Raw genomic sequence first — 13,949 nt, 5'->3', positions numbered from 1 at the left:
CCTGGAAACTCCAGGGGGCGTTCGCGTTTCGGCGGTCAGCGGCGCACGTCGGGGTCCACGTCGTCGTCGGAGAGCAGGGCGCTGCCCGCGACGCGGTCGGTGGCCAGGGCGTCGAGGAAGGCGCGGGCCCAGCGGTCGACGTCATGGGTCAGCACCTGGCGGCGCAGTGACCGCATGCGGCGGCGACGGGTGTCGCGGTCGTCGTCGATCGCGCCGATCAGTGCGTCCTTGACGCTGTCGAGGTCGTGCGGGTTGCACAGGTAGGCCTGCCGCAATTCCGCTGCCGCACCGGTGAATTCGGACAGCACCAGCGCGCCGCCCAGACCGCCCTGGCAGGCCACGTACTCCTTGGCGACCAGGTTCATGCCGTCGCGCAGCGGTGTCACCACCATGACGTCGGCGGCCACGAAGAAGGCGACCAGCTCCTCGCGCGGGATCGGGCGGTGCAGATAGTGCACGACCGGATAGCCCACGCGGGAGAACTCGCCGTTGATCCGGCCCACCTGGCGTTCGATATCGCCGCGCATCTGCTTGTAGGACTCGACCCGTTCGCGACTGGGCGTCGCGAGCTGCACCATGACGGTGTCCTCGGGATTCACCCGGCCCTCGTGCAGCAGCTCCTCGAGCGCGGCCAGCCGGATGTCGATGCCCTTGGTGTAGTCCAGCCGGTCCACACCCAGCAGGATGGTCTTCGGATTGCCCAGTTCCGCACGGATTTTCGCGGCCCGCTCGCGCACGCTGCGGCGGCGCGAGTACTCGTCGAGCTCGGTGGAGGTGATGGAGATCGGGAACGCGCCCACCCGCACGGTGCGGAAACCCACCTGCACCACACCGAGTTTCGAGCGCACGCCCACATTGCCGCGCGAAGTCGGCTGTCCGGCAAGACGTCTGGCCAGATACAGGAAGTTCTGCGCGCCGCCGGGCAGGTGGAAGCCGATCAGGTCCGCGCCCAGCAGACCCTCGACGATCTCGGTGCGCCAGGGCATCTGCATGAACAGTTCCACCGGCGGGAACGGAATGTGCAGGAAGAAGCCGATGGTCAGATCCGGGCGCAGCATGCGCAGCATCTTGGGCACCAGCTGCAGCTGGTAGTCCTGCACCCACACCGTCGCGCCCTCGGCGGCCACCTTCGCGGTGTACTCGGCGAAGCGGCGGTTCACCTGCACGTAGGCCTGCCACCACTGGCGGTCGTACACCGGCCGCACGATCACGTCGTGATACAGCGGCCACAGCGTGGCGTTGGAGAAGCCCTCGTAGTAGTCGGCGACCTCGTCGGCCGACAGCGGCACCGGGTGCAGTTCCAGGCCGTCCTCGACGATCGGATCGAGCTCCACGTCGGGGACGCCGGCCCAGCCGACCCAGGCGCCCTTGTTGTTGCGCAGGACCGGTTCCAATGCGGTCACCAGACCGCCGGGACTGCGCTTCCAGCGGGTGGTGCCGTCGGGTAGTCGCTCCAGGTCGACGGGTAGCCGGTTCGCGACGACGACAAAACCGGAACCGGAGCTGTCCGGCTGCACGGTTCTATTCGCCTCGCGTCGGACCGATGCCCAGCATCGACAGCAGCATGCGGCACTCGTCGGCGTCGGAGGCGTAGGCGGCCACCACGCGCTGAGCCTGGCGAGCGGTTTCGTCGGCGAGCGGTTCCAGATCGTCGTCCGCGATGTCGTTGGCGCCGGTCTTCGCGGCCATATCGATGTCCTCTCGGGAAAGTCTGCTGGTGCGTGACGTCCATCGTATCCGTCGGGAAAGTCGTGCTCGCCCGCTGCTCGCATTGCGAGCCCCAACCGCAATGGTGAGGGACGAAACGTTCCGGGTCCCGATACCTATACGGTGGACGAAAGCACGAGTCGAAACACCTGATGAAGGGGTCGCAAGCATGCCGTTGGCGACGGTGAACGGAATCTCGTTGAACTACCAGGTCAAGGGAGACCGGTCCAAGGGCACCGACGTCAAAGGGTCCGCGCCGCTGGTCGTCATGATCATGGGCACCGGCAGCGGCGGCCGGGTGTGGGAACTGCACCAGGTGCCCGCGCTGGTGGCGGCCGGATACCGGGTCTGCACCTTCGACAATCGCGGCATCGCACCGTCTTTCGAATCGCCCGGCGGGATCACCATCGACGATCTGGTCCGCGACACCGCGGCCCTCATCGAATTCCTCGACGAGGGACCGGCGTTGGTGGTCGGTCAATCCATGGGCTCGCGGGTCGCGCAGGAACTCGCGCTGACCCGGCCCGATCTGGTGCGCAAGGCCGTGTTCATGGCCGGACACGCCCGACTCGACCAATTCCAGAAGACGCTGTCGCTGGGCGAGCACGAACTCGACACCACCGGCGTGCGGCTGCCCGCCAAATACGAGGCCGCCATGACCGCCCTGATGAACCTGAGCCCGGCCACCCTGGCCGACGCCCACGCCGCGCGCGACTGGCTCGACCTGTTCGAATTCACCGGCGGCCCGGTCACTCCCGGCGTGCGGGCGCAGCGGCGCATGGATCACGACTTCGACCGCACCGCCGCCTACCGGGCCATCACCGTGCCGTGTCTGTCCGTGGGCTTCGCCGACGACCGGATGATTCCGCCCTATCTTTCCCGCGAGGTCGCCGATATCATTCCGGGTGCCCGCTACCAGGAGGTTCCCGACGCCGGGCACTTCGGTTACCTCGAGCAACCGGAGGCCGTCAACAAGATCCTGCTCGAATTCTTCGCGGCCTGAATGCTCTGCCATTCAAGGAAGTGCAGGTAACCGCCCAGCGGTAACACCTGCCTTGCTAGGGTCGAATCAACGTCGGGGGCTCGTTCCAAACACTGCGGTGTTGGGCGATCCGTCTACGTACTCCGTACACAGCGCCAGTATCCAGTGAGGTGAAATGAGCACCAATCCCTTCGATGACGAAGACGGCCGGTTCTTCGTCCTGGTCAACGATGAGGAACAGCACTCCCTGTGGCCCGCCTTCGCCGAGGTTCCGGCGGGTTGGCGAGTCGTTTTCGGCGAGGACTCCCGCGCCGCGTGCGTCGAGTATGTCGAGAAGAACTGGACCGATATGCGGCCGAAGAGCCTGCGTGACGCCATGGCGGCGGACGACGCGGCACGTCAGGCGGCGCAGTCCTGACACCCTGCGGTTAGTCCGATACTGCGCGAACGGCTTCCGAACGCGGCCGCGCGACGCCCGAGGTGTCGCCCGGCCGCGCTCCGGTTCCAGACGCGGCATCGTTCCGACCGGGACGTCGGCTTTTCCGCGCAGCCGACGACCCCGGTTATGATTGCTCCGCTTCCGCCTCCTTAGCTCAGTGGTAGAGCACCGCTCTTGTAAAGCGAAGGTCGTCAGTTCAATCCTGACAGGGGGCTCCACGGCGAACGCCGGTCGATCATCGACCGGCGTTCGCCGTATTCGGGGGTCGCCGTATCCGGGTGTCGTCGTGGGCGCGGGCCATCGTTCCCAGGAAACTCCCAGGGAAGGGTCAGGTTTCTCGGGGCTGCGGCGCAGAATATGAGGTCATGACAGGTGGGCCCGCGCAGGGACGTGAACCGGAGGCCAGGGTGCTCGTCGTCGACGACGAGCCGATGATCGTCGAGCTGCTCTCGGTCAGCCTGCGGTATCAGGGGTTCGAGGTCGCCAGCGCCGCGAGCGGCACCGAGGGGCTGGACAAGGCCAAGACGTTTCGGCCGGACGCGCTGATCATCGACGTCATGATGCCGGGGATGGACGGCTTCGGACTGCTGCGGCGGCTGCGGGCCGATGGGATCGACTCGCCCGTGCTGTTCCTCACCGCGCGCGACGACGTCGACGACAAGATCACCGGGTTGACCCTGGGCGCGGACGACTACGTGACCAAGCCGTTCAGCCTCGAGGAGGTGGTGGCGCGGCTACGCGTGATTCTGCGGCGCGCGGGCCGGGCCGCGCCCGAGACCAAGTCGTCGCGGCTGCGGTTCGCCGATATCGAGCTCGACGACGACACCCACGAGGTGTGGAAGTCGGGGGAGCCGGTTTCGCTGTCGCCCACCGAGTTCACGCTACTGCGGTACTTCCTGGTCAACGCGGGCACGGTGCTGAGCAAGCCGCGGATCCTGGATCACGTGTGGCGCTACGACTTCGGCGGTGAGGTCGGGGTGGTCGAGACCTATGTGTCGTACCTGCGCAAGAAGGTCGATACCGGACCGGACCGGTTGATTCACACCCTGCGCGGCGTCGGCTATGTCATGCGGGAACCGCGCAGCAAGACGCCCGCCACGTGAACGCCGCCGAGCTTGTCGACGGCACACCGGCCGCCACCACCTTGCGGGGCAAGCTCGCCGACCGCCTCGCCGCGGTGCCGCTGCGCACCACCCTCGTGCTGGCCCTGGTCTCCCTGGTCGGCTTCGGGCTGCTCGTCTCGGGCATCGCGGTCACCTCGCTCATGCGCAATGTCCTGGTCGAACGCATCGACCGGCAGCTCTACGACGCCGCCCACAGCTGGGCCGCGCCCGGCGCGCAGCGACCCGAACCGCTGCCCACCGTGCGCGGGCGGGAACGGCCGCCGCACCTGTATTGGGTTCAGGTGCAGGACACTTCGGGTCAGACCACGCTGAGTCTGTCGGCGGGCGTGCAGCAGCCGGACGTGCCCGCGGACATCGGGACGCGACCGGAGACGGTCGGTTCGATCGGCTCCGCCACCGAGCAGTGGCGGGTGCTGCGCACGGTCAACGAATACGGCAACAGCACCATCGCCCTGCGCATGGACGAGACGAATTCGCTGCTGGACAAGCTGATCGTGTTGCAGCTCGTGATCGGCGCGCTGGTGCTGGCGGCGCTGGCCGCGGTGGCGCGCATCGTGATTCGGCGCAGTCTGCGCCCGCTGCGGGAGGTCGAGCGTACGGCGGCGGCCATCGCGGGCGGGGACCTGCATCAGCGAGTTCCGGTGCGCGGCACCGATACCGAGGTCGATCACCTCTCGCAGTCGTTGAACACCATGCTGACCCAGATCCAGCAGGCCTTCGCCGCCACCGAGGCCTCCGAGGAGGCCGCGCGGCGCTCCGAGGCCAAGATGCGACGCTTCGTCGCCGACGCCAGCCATGAACTGCGCACCCCGCTCACCACCATCAAGGGCTTCTCCGAGCTGTACCGGCAGGGCGCGATCACCGATCCGGAGATGCTCATGGATCGCATCGAACGCGAATCCAAGCGCATGGGTCTGCTGGTCGAGGATCTGCTCATGCTGGCCCGGCTGGACGCGCAGCGGCCGGTGGAGCGGCGGCCGGTGGATCTGCTCACGCTGGCCAGCGATGCCGTGCACAGTGCGCGCGCCCAGGCCGCGGCCGAGCGCCCGGACGGACCCGAACGCAAGGTCGATCTCGAAATCCGGCCCGGGCCCGGCACTCTGGAGATGCTCGGCGACGAGGCGCGGCTGCGGCAGGTGCTGGCCAACCTGATCAACAACGCGCTGGTGCACACGCCCACCGACGCGGAGGTGACGGTGCGGCTCACGCCCGCCGCGGACGAGGTGCTGATCGAGGTCGCCGACACCGGGCCGGGCCTCGAGCCCGAACAGGCCCAGCGGGTCTTCGAACGCTTCTACCGCGCCGATGCCTCCCGCAGTCGGGTCAGCGGCGGTACCGGACTGGGACTTTCGATCGTGCAGGCACTGGTCGACGCCCACGGCGGCACGGTGTCGGTGGCCAGTGCACCGGGGCAGGGGACCACCTTCACCGTGCGCCTGCCCCGCGATTCACGTTGACGGGGTGGTGCGGCTACTCCGGGACGTTCGCGCCGTAGCCCAGATCGCGCAGGGCCTGCTTGATCTTGGCGTGGGCCTCGTCGAGGGATTCCTTGCTCGGTTCCGGGTCGGCGCCGGTGATATCGAAGTTGCCCAGTTCGAAGGCCGGGAACACGTGCATGTGCAGGTGCGGCACCTCCAGGCCCGCGATGAGCAGACCCGCGCGGGGGGCGTCCCACGCGGCGCGCACGGCCTTACCGATCTTCTGGGCGACGCCGTTCATGCGCGCGAAGGTGTCCGGATCGACGTCCTGCCACTGATCGATCTCCTGGCGCGGCACCACCAGCGTGTGCCCCTGCGTCACCGGGGCGATCGTGAGGAAAGCGACGAATTCCTCGTCCTCCCAGACGAACCGGCCCGGCAGCTGACCGTTGATGATTGCGGAGAAAACAGAAGCCATGCCCCGGACACTACGCGGGGAAGGCGAGCCCCGCGCGAACGCACGACAGACCGCCACCGATTGCCGATGGCCAGCCCTTTAAGCTGTCTGCCGTGCGCGTACTCGTCATCGGTTCCGGAGCCCGTGAACATGCCCTCGTCCTGGCGCTGCGGAGGGACCCGGCGGTGACCGCCGTCTACGCCGCGCCCGGCAACGCGGGCATCGCCCAGCACGCGCAGGTGCGTGCCGTCGACCCCAGCTCCGGGGAGGAAGTGGCCGCGCTGGCGCAGGAGCTGGGCGTGGATCTGGTGGTGGTCGGACCCGAGGTGCCGCTGGTCCTCGGCGTCGCCGACACCGTGCGGGCCGTGGGGATCCCGACCTTCGGGCCATCCGCGGAGGCCGCCAAGATCGAGGGCTCCAAGGCCTTCGCCAAGGACGTCATGAATGCCGCCGGGGTGCGGACCGCGCACAGCGAGATCGTCGACCACCCGGGCGAATTGGACGCGGCGCTGGATCGATTCGGTCCGACCTGGGTGGTCAAGGACGACGGGCTGGCCGCCGGTAAGGGCGTCGTGGTGACCGCGGACCGGTCGGTGGCGCGCGAGCACGGGGCCGAACTGCTCGAGCAGGGGCATCCGGTGCTGCTGGAGTCCTTCCTCGACGGGCCCGAGGTGTCGCTGTTCTGCCTCGTCGACGGCGAGACGGTAGTGCCGCTGCTGCCCGCCCAGGACCACAAGCGCGTCGGCGACGGGGACACCGGACCCAATACCGGCGGCATGGGCGCGTACACGCCGCTGCCGTGGCTGCCGGAGGAGACGCTCACCGCCATTGTCGAGGACGTGGTGAAACCCGTTGCGGCCGAGATGGTTCGCCGCGGCGTGCCGTTCAGCGGCCTGCTCTACGCCGGGCTCGCGATCGGTCAGGCCGGACCGGCCGTGGTCGAATTCAACTGCCGCTTCGGCGATCCCGAGACCCAGGCCGTGCTGGCCATGCTGGACAGCCCGCTGGGCGAGCTGCTCTACGCCACCGCCACCGGCACCCTCGACCGGGTGGCCCCGCCGCGCTGGAAGGACGGCTCCGCCGTCACCGTGGTGCTGGCCGCCGAGAACTACCCGGCCAGCCCGCGCCGCGGCGATGTCATCACCGGGGCCGAATCCACCGGCACCGGAACCGAATCCGAGGTGCTGCACGCGGGGACCGCGCAGCGCGAGGACGGTGCGCTGGTGTCGGCGGGCGGGCGCGTGCTCGCCATTGTCGGCCAGGGCGCGAACCTGGCCGAGGCCCGCCGCAACGCCTACGACCGGCTCGCCGGAATCAAGATGCCGGGCGGCCACTTCCGCAGCGACATCGGCCAGGCCGCAGAAGAAGGACGCATCACGATCCCGGCCGCGAAATGAGCTGAACGCGAAAGTGCGCCCGCCCGAACCGAGTTCGGGCGGGCGCACTCGTATGCGGAGCCCTTATCCGACGATGATGCCGTGTTGGGCGAGCCAGGGTTGGGGGTCGACGTGCTGGCCGTTGATGATGATCTCGAAGTGCAGGTGGGGGCCGGTGGAGTCGCCGCGGTTGCCGATGCGGGCGATCTGCAGGCCCGCGGGGACGCGTTCGCCGACCGATACCGAGAAGTCGTACATGTGCCCGTAGACGGAGATGGTGCCGTCGTCGTGGCGGATGCGGACCCACAGGCCGAAGCCCTGCGCCGGGCCGGCGTCGATAACGGTGCCCGCCGCCACCGCGTAGATCGGTGAACCCAGGGGCGCGGCGATATCGATGCCCGCGTGGAAGGTGCCCCAGCGCGCGCCGAATCCGGAGGTGAACACGCCCTTGGCGGGCAGGGCGTAGCCGCCGACGCCCGGGATCACGAAGCCCGGCGGCAGCGAGCTGTCCGGCGACGGGGTCATCCACGGCTGCGGCTGCCCGGCCACCGCGGCCGCGGCCTCCGCCTTGGCCCGCTCCAGCGTCTGCGCCGCGGCCGCCGACACCACCGCCTGCTCGCGCAGCCGCTCACCATTGTTGATGGCGTCCAGATACCGCTTCGACGACTCCGGCGAGGCCTGCACCTGCAACGGGTACCGCACCGGAACCCGCAGCGCCACACCGGGACTCGCCTCGGCATCGGTGGGAATCAACCCCAGCGCCCCGTCGGCGCCGGCGAACACCAGCACCGCCACCACCCCGCCGATCAACACCCGATGCCGAATCCCCCACGCCCGCACCACCGGCCACCGCCGCCGCGCCTCGGCTCGGCCACGCCGCGCCAGCTCGACGGTCTCGGCCCACGAGCGCGGCCGTTGTCGCCAGAGCTCGACCACACGATCCCGTACGAGTGGCGCGTGGACCCGCAGCCACGCGGCCGCCTGCCGCAGCAGCCGGGCCGCCACCCGCCGCAGCCGCGTCGCAACCTCCTCGAACCTTGAAGGCTCCGGGTCTCCGACGGCCAAGTGCCACCGCACCCCGGGGGTATAGCTGCCGCCCGTGGAGCGGAAGCCGTCGGCATCGGGCGGGGGAAGGGGGGTGGAGCGACGCCGTCGGACGATGGCCCGCACGCGGCGCTCGGGTCGGGCGGGTGGTTCCTGCGCAGGTGAGGTGGGGTCGGGTGGGTGTGCGTCCGTTTCCGGGGTGTTCCCGGTGATTGCTGGTCCCCCCTGCACAGCGCCCTCCTCAGGCATTCGCGTGGCCGTTCCCCGACAGGCGGGGGAGCGGGTGCTCTACCGTCTGTCGAGTGCGTATCGAATCTCGCCGGTCGACCATTCCACCTTTTTACGTGATGGACGTCTGGAAAGCAGCAGCGCAGCGGGCCCGGACACACGGAGATGTGCTGGTGCTGGCGGCGGGGCAGCCCTCCACGCCCGCGCCGGAGGCGGTGCTGCGGGCCACCAAGGCGGCGATGGACAGCGAATTGCTGGGATATACCGAGACATTCGGAATCCTGGCCTTGCGGGAGGCCATCGCCGAGCATCACCGCGGTACCTACGGCGTTGCGGTGGACGCCGACGACGTGGTGGTGACCACGGGTTCGTCGGGTGCTTTCACGCTGATCTTCCTGGCGGCGTTCGATCTCGGGGACACCGTGGTGGTGGCCCGGCCCGGCTATCCGGCCTACCGGAACACGCTGACCGCGCTGGGCTGCAACGTGGTCGAGCTGGACTGCGGGCCCGAGACCCGATTCCAGCCGACCGTGGCCATGCTCGAGGCGCTGCCGGAGCCGCCCGCCGGGCTGATCGTGGCGAGCCCGGCCAATCCGACCGGGACCATGATCGCGCCCGAGGAGCTGGCGGCGCTGGCGCGCTGGTGCGATGAGCACGGGACGCTGCTCATCTCCGACGAGATCTATCACGGCATCGTCTACGACGCTGGGTTCGCTTCGAGCGCCGAGCCGACGTCCTCGGCCTGGGAGACCTCGCGTGAATCGGTGGTCATCGGCTCGGTGTCGAAATACTTCTCCATGACCGGTTGGCGGCTGGGCTGGATGCTGGTCCCCGAAACTCTGCGACCCGCACTCCAGCGCCTGGCTTCCAATATGACCGTGTGTCCCCCGGCTATTTCTCAGTTCGCGGCGGTGCACGCGTTCGGCGCGGAGGCCAAAGCCGAACTGGACGGTCATGTTCGACGCTATGCGGCAAACCGTCAGCTGCTGCTCTCGGGGCTGCCGAAACTCGGCATCACCGATCTGGCCCCCGCTGACGGCGCGTTCTACGCCTACGCCGATATCGCGCACCTGACCGACGACTCGATGCGCTGGTGCACCGAGGTGCTCGACCACACCGGCGTGGCGCTGGCCCCGGGCATCGATTTCGACACCCGCAATGGCCATCACACGGTTCGCTTCTCGTTCGCCGGAGCGAGCGCCGACATCGAAGCGGCACTCGACCGGTTGGAACGGTATTTGGCCTGATCTGCCAAGCGGATTGAACGCGGTGGGCAAAATGCACACAGCGTCGAAGATGACTGGCACGATTGCACCGTGACCACTGCGACGACTCCGAAAGGCGAACGGCGTCGCCAAGCGCTGGTTTGTGCCGCCGCCGAGCTTCTGCTCGAAGGTGGCTTCGAGGCGGTCCGGCACCGCTCGGTGGCGACCCGGGCGGATCTGCCGCTCGCGTCGACCACCTACTACTTCGAATCGCTGGAGGATCTGATCGCGCGCGCGGTCGAGTTCTCCGGCAATGCCGAGTTGGAGAGCATGCGCCGGCGCGTGGGTGAGGTCACCCACCGCCGCCGCGGCGCCGAGGCCACCGTCGAACTCGTGCTGGACCTGTTGGTGGGCCCGGAGATTCCGGACGAGGACGCCCGCGGCCAGCTCATCGCCCGCTACGAGCGCTCGGTCGCCTCGGCGCGCCACCCCGAACTACGAGAGGTGCAGCTTCGACTACGCGCCCAGCTCGACGAGCTACTCCTCGACGTGCTGCGGCGCTCGGACCGGGTGGTCCGCGCGGAACAGGCCCGCCGCCTGGTGGCGGTCGTCGATGGGGCGGTGGTGACCGCGCTCGGTGAACTCGACCCGCAGCCGCGCCGCATGGCGCGCGCCGCCCTCCTCGAGATCATCGACATCGTCGCCCCACCGGCCTGACCAACTCTCGGACTCTCAGGGGTACCCCCTGAAACCCCAACTACAGAAGAACTCAGGGGCAAGCCCCTGAAACCCCAACCAAGAGGGCTGAACTCGCAATGGCGGGCAGTTGCCGGGTGCTGCGGACGGTGCTGGGCAAACTGGGCGTAAACGTGCCGGTAAACTGGCACAACGTGAGTCTTGTGCCGAACGTCCTTGCCACCCGTTACGCCAGCCCCGAGCTGGTTCATCTGTGGTCGCCCGAGAACAAGATCGTGCTCGAGCGGCGGCTGTGGCTGGAGGTGCTGCGGGCGCAGGCCGAGTTGGGGGTGGATGTTCCGGCGGGGGTGGTCGAGGACTACGAGCGGGTTGTCGATCGGGTGGATCTGGCGTCGATCGCGGAGCGGGAGCGGGTCACGCGGCACGATGTGAAGGCGCGGATCGAGGAGTTCAACGCGCTCGCGGGGCATGAGCACGTGCACAAGGGGATGACCTCTCGGGATCTCACCGAGAACGTGGAGCAGCTGCAGATTCGGCTCTCGCTCGAGCATGTGTACGCGCACGGGGTGGCCATCGCGGCGCGGCTGGCGGAGCGGGCGGCCGAATACCAGACGCTGGTGATGGCGGGGCGCTCGCACAATGTGGCGGCGCAGGCCACCACGCTGGGCAAGCGATTCGCTTCCGCCGCAGACGAATTGCTCATCGCGCTGACCCGACTGCGGGAGCTGATCGACCGCTACCCGCTGCGCGGCATCAAGGGCCCGATGGGCACCGCCCAGGACATGCTGGACCTGCTCGGCGGCGACGCGGCCAAGCTGGCGCAGCTCGAGCAGAAGGTGGCCGGGCACCTGGGTTTCGCCAACGTCTTCACCAGCGTCGGCCAGATCTACCCGCGCTCGCTGGACCACGACGTGCTCTCCGCCCTGGTGCAGGTCGGCGCGGGCCCGTCCTCGTTTGCGCACACCATTCGCCTGATGGCGGGCCACGAGCTGGTGACCGAGGGCTTCCAGCCCGGCCAGGTCGGCTCCTCGGCCATGCCGCACAAGATGAACACCCGCTCCTGCGAGCGCGTCAACGGCCTGCAGGTGGTGCTGCGCGGCTACGCCTCCATGGCGGCGGAATTGGCTGGCGCGCAATGGAACGAGGGCGACGTGTTCTGCTCGGTGGTGCGCCGCGTCGCGCTGCCGGACGCCTTCTTCGCCATCGACGGCATGATGGAAACCTTCCTGACGGTGCTGGCCGAATTCGGCGCGTACCCCGCCGTCATCGACCGCGAGCTCAACCGGTACCTGCCGTTCCTGGCCACCACCCGCATGCTGATGGCGGCCGTGCGCGCGGGCGTGGGCCGCGAGACCGCGCACGAGGTCATCAAGGAGCACGCGGTGGCCGTGGCCTTGGCCATGCGCGAGCAGGGCCGCGAGCCCGATCTGCTGGACCGCCTGGCCGCCGACGACCGCATGCCGCTGGACCGCGCCGCCCTGGACGCGGCCCTGGCCGACCGCTCCGCGTTCATTGGAGCCGCCGAGGCTCAGGTCGCCGATGTCATCGCCCAGGTGCAGAAGTTGGTCGACGCCAACCCGGAGGCGGCTCGCTACACGCCCTCCCCGATCCTCTAGGGCGCGAACGAGTCTCGACTCCCGACCCCGGCTCCCGTAGGAGCCGGGGTCGTCGGGTTTTAAGCTGCGGGCATGAATCCTTACACGATCTTCTCCGACATCGTTGCCGGTCGGGCACCGTCCTCGAAGGTCTGGGAGGACGAGGATGTTTTGGCGTTCATGGATATTCGACCGGTGACGCCCGGGCATGTGCTGGTGATTCCGAAGACTCCGGCGCGCAGTCTGGCCGAGCTGGATCCGGTGTTGGGCGGCAAGCTGTTTCAGGTGGGGCAGCGGATCGCCGCGGGCCTGCGGGCCTCCGAGGTGGGCTGCGATGGCGTGAATTTCTTCCTGGCCGACGGGGTGACGGCGGGCCAGGAGGTCTTCCATGTGCATCTGCACGTGATTCCGCGCACTCCGGGCGATGGTTTCGGGCTGCGGGCGCGACCGACCACGCCGCCGCGGGCGGACCTGGATTACCTGGCGGGATCGATTCGGGGCGCATTGTCCCGAACCTCTTCCGATTCATAGCCGGAGGGCATTACCATATCCGAACCGTCTGGTTTGCCAAGGACACGCCATAACCTGATTTCTCCGCGTCACAGCAGCCACTCGAGTTACGTTTGATCGTGATTGTGGTGGGCTGATGGAGGTGGGGCATGCGCAAAAGAGTCGTCGCCGCAGCGGTTTTGGCCATTGCTGCTGGTTTGCTGTACCCGGTGGCCACGCCGCCGGCAGTCGCTCGGGCGGCACAGGTGGTCCGCGTCGACCAGCTGAGCGCGACCCGCTCGGCGATCTTCATCGACTCCGCGGCCATGGGTCGCACCATTCAGGTCCAGGTGCTACACCCGGCCGGTGGCGGCGATCGCCCCACCTACTACCTGCTCGACGGCCTCGATCCGGGCGCGAACCAGAGCACCTGGACCAATGCCACCGACGCCGAACCCTTCTTCCAGGGCAAGAACGTGAACGTGGTGCTGCCCATGGGCGGCCAGGCCAGCTACTACACCGACTGGGCCGCCGATGACGCGCGATTCGGCCGCTATCGGTGGGAAACCTTTCTGACACAAGAACTTCCGCCCATTATCGACGGCTACTTCGCCGGTAACGGGGTGAATGCCATCGGTGGGCTGTCCATGGGCGGCATCGCGGCCTTCGTGCTCGCGGTGCGGCATCCGGAGCTGTATCGCGCGGTGGCGGGCTACAGCGCGTGCCCGGACACCACCATCGCCCAGGGCGCGATGATGTTCTCGATCGCGAATCGCGGTGGCAATCCGCTCAATATGTGGGGCGACCCGACGAGTCCCGCATGGCAGGAACACAATCCGGCGGTGCTGACCGAGGCGCTGCGCGGCAAGACCATCTTCCTGTCCACCGGCACCGGCATCCCCGGCCCGCACGAGCTGGAGATCAAACCGCAGCTGCCGGAGAACATCTTCTTCGGCGGCCCCATCGAATTCGGGGTGGACGCCTGCGTCACCTCGTTCGAGCAGCGGCTGCGCTCCCTGAACATCCCGGCGCGGGTGGAGCATTCGCCGGTGGGCACGCATTCGTGGTCGTACTGGCAGGACACGCTGCACGAATCCTGGCCGACGATAGGCCCCGCGATCGGCGCCTGAGCGGCCGCCGCCGCGGGCCTGATCAAGCCCCCTGAACGAATTCGGGTGGGCCCGACTCG

Annotated in this window: 14 protein-coding genes and 1 tRNA gene; 11 read left to right on the top strand and 4 right to left on the bottom strand. The window is 68.6% G+C overall.

What is annotated here, in order from left to right:
• Positions 1-35: 35 nt before the first annotated feature.
• A complete protein-coding gene (locus VMT65_RS20090) occupies positions 36-1,517 on the bottom strand; it encodes an alpha,alpha-trehalose-phosphate synthase (UDP-forming) (RefSeq protein WP_326309842.1) in 1,482 nt (493 codons plus the stop codon).
• Positions 1,518-1,521: 4 nt separating this feature from the next.
• On the bottom strand, positions 1,522-1,689 hold the full coding sequence (locus VMT65_RS20085; protein WP_326309841.1) for a hypothetical protein: 168 nt from the start codon (positions 1,687-1,689) through the stop codon (positions 1,522-1,524).
• Positions 1,690-1,876: 187 nt separating this feature from the next.
• On the opposite strand from VMT65_RS20085, the gene VMT65_RS20080 reads away from it, so the two are divergent.
• The 5 genes from VMT65_RS20080 to VMT65_RS20060 all read left to right on the top strand — a co-directional run bounded on the left by VMT65_RS20080 (position 1,877) and on the right by VMT65_RS20060 (position 5,709).
• Positions 1,877-2,710 (top strand): alpha/beta fold hydrolase, encoded by an 834-nt coding sequence (locus VMT65_RS20080; RefSeq protein ID WP_326309840.1) that lies wholly within the window; start codon positions 1,877-1,879, stop codon positions 2,708-2,710.
• A 154-nt stretch (positions 2,711-2,864) separates the two neighbouring features.
• On the top strand, positions 2,865-3,107 hold the full coding sequence (locus tag VMT65_RS20075) for an MbtH family protein (RefSeq protein WP_019931522.1): 243 nt from the start codon (positions 2,865-2,867) through the stop codon (positions 3,105-3,107).
• A gap of 164 nt (positions 3,108-3,271) precedes the next feature.
• Positions 3,272-3,346, top strand: a tRNA-Thr gene (locus VMT65_RS20070).
• 147 nt (positions 3,347-3,493) lie between these two features.
• A complete protein-coding gene (locus tag VMT65_RS20065; RefSeq protein ID WP_326309839.1) occupies positions 3,494-4,231 on the top strand; it encodes a response regulator transcription factor in 738 nt (245 codons plus the stop codon).
• Positions 4,228-5,709 (top strand): sensor histidine kinase, encoded by a 1,482-nt coding sequence (locus VMT65_RS20060; RefSeq protein WP_326309838.1) that lies wholly within the window; start codon positions 4,228-4,230, stop codon positions 5,707-5,709. The genes VMT65_RS20065 and VMT65_RS20060 overlap by 4 nt, the downstream gene beginning before the upstream one ends.
• Before the next feature lie 13 nt (positions 5,710-5,722).
• On the opposite strand, the gene VMT65_RS20055 is transcribed toward VMT65_RS20060, so the two are convergent.
• The gene (locus VMT65_RS20055) at positions 5,723-6,148 is read right to left on the bottom strand and encodes an HIT family protein (RefSeq protein ID WP_326309837.1); all 426 of its coding nucleotides are present in this window, start codon (positions 6,146-6,148) and stop codon (positions 5,723-5,725) included.
• 92 nt (positions 6,149-6,240) lie between these two features.
• Between VMT65_RS20055 and purD the strand changes: the two genes are divergently transcribed.
• Complete coding sequence (gene purD / locus VMT65_RS20050; protein WP_326309836.1) at positions 6,241-7,524, top strand: phosphoribosylamine--glycine ligase; 1,284 nt, start codon at positions 6,241-6,243, stop codon at positions 7,522-7,524.
• 63 nt (positions 7,525-7,587) lie between these two features.
• On the opposite strand, the gene VMT65_RS20045 is transcribed toward purD, so the two are convergent.
• Positions 7,588-8,580 carry a M23 family metallopeptidase gene (locus tag VMT65_RS20045; protein WP_326309835.1) on the bottom strand — a complete coding sequence of 331 codons (993 nt, stop codon included), beginning with the start codon at positions 8,578-8,580 and terminating at the stop codon, positions 7,588-7,590.
• A gap of 269 nt (positions 8,581-8,849) precedes the next feature.
• On the opposite strand from VMT65_RS20045, the gene VMT65_RS20040 reads away from it, so the two are divergent.
• The 5 genes from VMT65_RS20040 (at position 8,850) to VMT65_RS20020 (ending at position 13,890) form a co-directional block, all read left to right on the top strand.
• Positions 8,850-10,022 (top strand): pyridoxal phosphate-dependent aminotransferase, encoded by a 1,173-nt coding sequence (locus VMT65_RS20040; protein ID WP_326309834.1) that lies wholly within the window; start codon positions 8,850-8,852, stop codon positions 10,020-10,022.
• Between the two features lie 69 nt (positions 10,023-10,091).
• The gene (locus tag VMT65_RS20035) at positions 10,092-10,697 is read left to right on the top strand and encodes a TetR/AcrR family transcriptional regulator (RefSeq protein WP_326309833.1); all 606 of its coding nucleotides are present in this window, start codon (positions 10,092-10,094) and stop codon (positions 10,695-10,697) included.
• Between the two features lie 173 nt (positions 10,698-10,870).
• Complete coding sequence (gene purB, locus VMT65_RS20030) at positions 10,871-12,292, top strand: adenylosuccinate lyase (RefSeq protein ID WP_326309832.1); 1,422 nt, start codon at positions 10,871-10,873, stop codon at positions 12,290-12,292.
• A gap of 72 nt (positions 12,293-12,364) precedes the next feature.
• Complete coding sequence (locus VMT65_RS20025; protein ID WP_326309831.1) at positions 12,365-12,802, top strand: HIT family protein; 438 nt, start codon at positions 12,365-12,367, stop codon at positions 12,800-12,802.
• A gap of 128 nt (positions 12,803-12,930) precedes the next feature.
• Positions 12,931-13,890, top strand: coding sequence for an alpha/beta hydrolase (locus tag VMT65_RS20020; RefSeq protein ID WP_326309830.1), 960 nt, complete (start codon positions 12,931-12,933; stop codon positions 13,888-13,890).
• Positions 13,891-13,949 lie beyond the last annotated feature (59 nt).

This window comes from Nocardia sp. CDC153, from assembly GCF_035818515.1.
Classification (GTDB): Bacteria; Actinomycetota; Actinomycetes; order Mycobacteriales; family Mycobacteriaceae; genus Nocardia.
This window is presented reverse-complemented; position numbering and strand designations above follow the sequence as displayed.

Coding starts and splice junctions, on each gene's coding strand:
- VMT65_RS20025 (WP_326309831.1), top strand. CDS start 12,365: ATGAATCCTTACACGATCTTCTCCGACATCGTTGCCGGTCGGGCACCG.
- VMT65_RS20055 (WP_326309837.1), bottom strand. CDS start 6,148: ATGGCTTCTGTTTTCTCCGCAATCATCAACGGTCAGCTGCCGGGCCGG.
- VMT65_RS20080 (WP_326309840.1), top strand. CDS start 1,877: ATGCCGTTGGCGACGGTGAACGGAATCTCGTTGAACTACCAGGTCAAG.
- VMT65_RS20020 (WP_326309830.1), top strand. CDS start 12,931: ATGCGCAAAAGAGTCGTCGCCGCAGCGGTTTTGGCCATTGCTGCTGGT.
- VMT65_RS20075 (WP_019931522.1), top strand. CDS start 2,865: ATGAGCACCAATCCCTTCGATGACGAAGACGGCCGGTTCTTCGTCCTG.
- VMT65_RS20065 (WP_326309839.1), top strand. CDS start 3,494: ATGACAGGTGGGCCCGCGCAGGGACGTGAACCGGAGGCCAGGGTGCTC.
- VMT65_RS20085 (WP_326309841.1), bottom strand. CDS start 1,689: ATGGCCGCGAAGACCGGCGCCAACGACATCGCGGACGACGATCTGGAA.